The sequence below is a fragment of the Sporacetigenium sp. TC11 genome (assembly GCF_058146105.1).
The window spans coordinates 1-2,181 of the sequence record NZ_JBYVNY010000018.1; the positions used below are offsets into that span (position 1 = coordinate 1).

Below are 2,181 nucleotides of genomic sequence, written 5' to 3' on the forward strand. Positions count from 1 at the left end.
AAACCTGATTTGCTACCATATCAAATCTTTTTGCATCTAATCCAGCAAACATACCATCCCATTTAGTTTCAACATATTCTGCTTTTACACCAAGACGCTTTGCTACTTCATTAGCTATTTCTACGTCAAAACCTGTTAAATTACCCTTTTCATCATGGAATGTGAAAGGAGCATAAGTTCCTTCAGTACCAATACGTATTTTGCCCTCGCTCTTTATTGTTTCTAGTGAGTTTTTAGCTTCAGTTTTTGCAGCTTCTTCACTAGTCTTTGTTGAACATCCTGTAATCCCTATAGCTAAAGTTAAAGCTAGTATAGTGCTGATAAATATATTTTTCCTTTTCATTTTATATCCTCCATTTTAAATAGTTAATATATTATATTAGTTATTTATTATATCTAATTTAAACTTATCAATTTACAATAAATTTCATATTGTCTTTAACGTTCTCAACACATGAAAATCCTAACATTATCTTATTGAGATGTAATATAATATTAGGATTTTATATTTATTGGGGTTTTGTTATACTTAAAGTTTTACTAACACAATATATTATTTTTTGTTTTTCCTATTAAATGCTACTCCTCCAGTTAATATACTAGCAGCACCAATTACCATAGTTGCAATACTACCTAACATATTTGCACCAGTTTTAGGTAATTCTGAAGTATCATCTGCTACTTCATTATTTACCGGATTACTTATATTGTCATCATATACTGGCTCATTAGTTACAGGATCAGTTATAGTTCCATCATTATCTTCCGGTTCATTACCTACTGGATCTGTTGGAGTTCCATCATTATCTCCTGATCCATTATCTACAGGATCTGTTGGAGTTCCGCCATTGTCTTCTATTATATTTAGTACTGGCTCTTGTATATCTCCATTTGCGTCAACTAATAATTTCATATTTGCAGTAGGTTGGAAACTTTTCACTTCACCATTTGCGTACTGTATAGTATTTTCTTTAGTATCTATTGTATATACTAAATCCCATTGAGGTTCAGCTGCTAATGCGCTAACGCTAAATAAGCTGAAAGCCCTTGCCGATTTCAATGTAACTGGAGCTTTTAATGTATATTTACTTATCATACCATCACTTGTAATCTCATACTTTTCACTTGCGTTTTTCTCAATAGTTGTTAGTTCTTTTGAAGATTTTATAATTGTATTTTCAATTTTTATTTCTAATACTCCATCATTAACTTCTATAAAAGTATTTTCTTTATCTAAGGCTTCGCTAACTATTCCTACAACTATTTCTTCTGTTGCAGCTATATTAATTTCTGAATTATCTTCTGATTTATCAATTGATAAACCACTTTCTTTACTTAATTCTTCAACTACTGAATCAATCTTACTTGGTTGCGTAGTATCTTCTTTTTCAGTCCATGTTATAGTTTGTTTGTGTGTCATATATGTTTTGTCTAATGATACATACTCTATATTAAAACTTACTGTTTCTGGATCTAGTTTTATTATTTGTGAGTCAGCATCTAATTTTAAATCTATTATTTTACCATCATTTGTCTTTATACGTGCTGATGTTAAGTTATTTAAATTTTCATCTTTAATATTAACTTTAACATATGCACTTTCACCTTTTACTGCATTAATAACTGATCCTTGAACTAATGAATCTTCTGCTGAAACATGTTTCCCTGTATCTTCCCCTGCTTGATGCTCTTCATGTGAGCCGCCTTCTGTAGTATGTTCTTCTGTCATATCATCTTGTGTAGGATCTGGTGTTGGCGTTGTACCTTCCCCTGCTTCATGGCCTGCATGTGGATCTATTGTTGGATCATCTGTCGTTGGTTCCGGTGTTGTTGTTTCTCCACCTGTTTTATGGTCTGCATGTGGATCTACTACTGTTGTATCATCTGTTGTTGGATCTGTTGTTGGATCTACCGTTGGATCCGGCGTTGTTGTTTCTCCACCCGTTTGATGGTCTGCATGTGGGTCTACTACTGTCGTATCATCTGTCGTTGGGTCTACTGTTGGATCCGGTGTTGTACTAGTTTCTTCACCCGTTTGATGGTCTGCATGTGGGTCTACTACTGTCGTATCATCTGTCGTTGGGTCTACTGTTGGATCCGGTGTTGTTGTTTCTCCACTCGTTTGATGGTCTGCATGTGGGTCTACTGCTGTTGGATCATCTGTCGTTGGGTCTACTGTTG

General features: G+C 34.1%; 2 protein-coding genes. Both read right to left on the reverse strand.

The annotated features are described in order from the left end of the window. Positions 1 to 343 (reverse strand): transporter substrate-binding domain-containing protein (locus ACUSRV_RS16465; protein WP_490143062.1); only part of this gene is annotated, 343 nt, incomplete at its 3' end. 210 nt (positions 344 to 553) lie between these two features. Beyond that, on the reverse strand, positions 554 to 2,181 hold a 1,628-nt coding region (locus ACUSRV_RS16470; RefSeq protein ID WP_490143063.1), incomplete at its 5' end, for an LPXTG cell wall anchor domain-containing protein.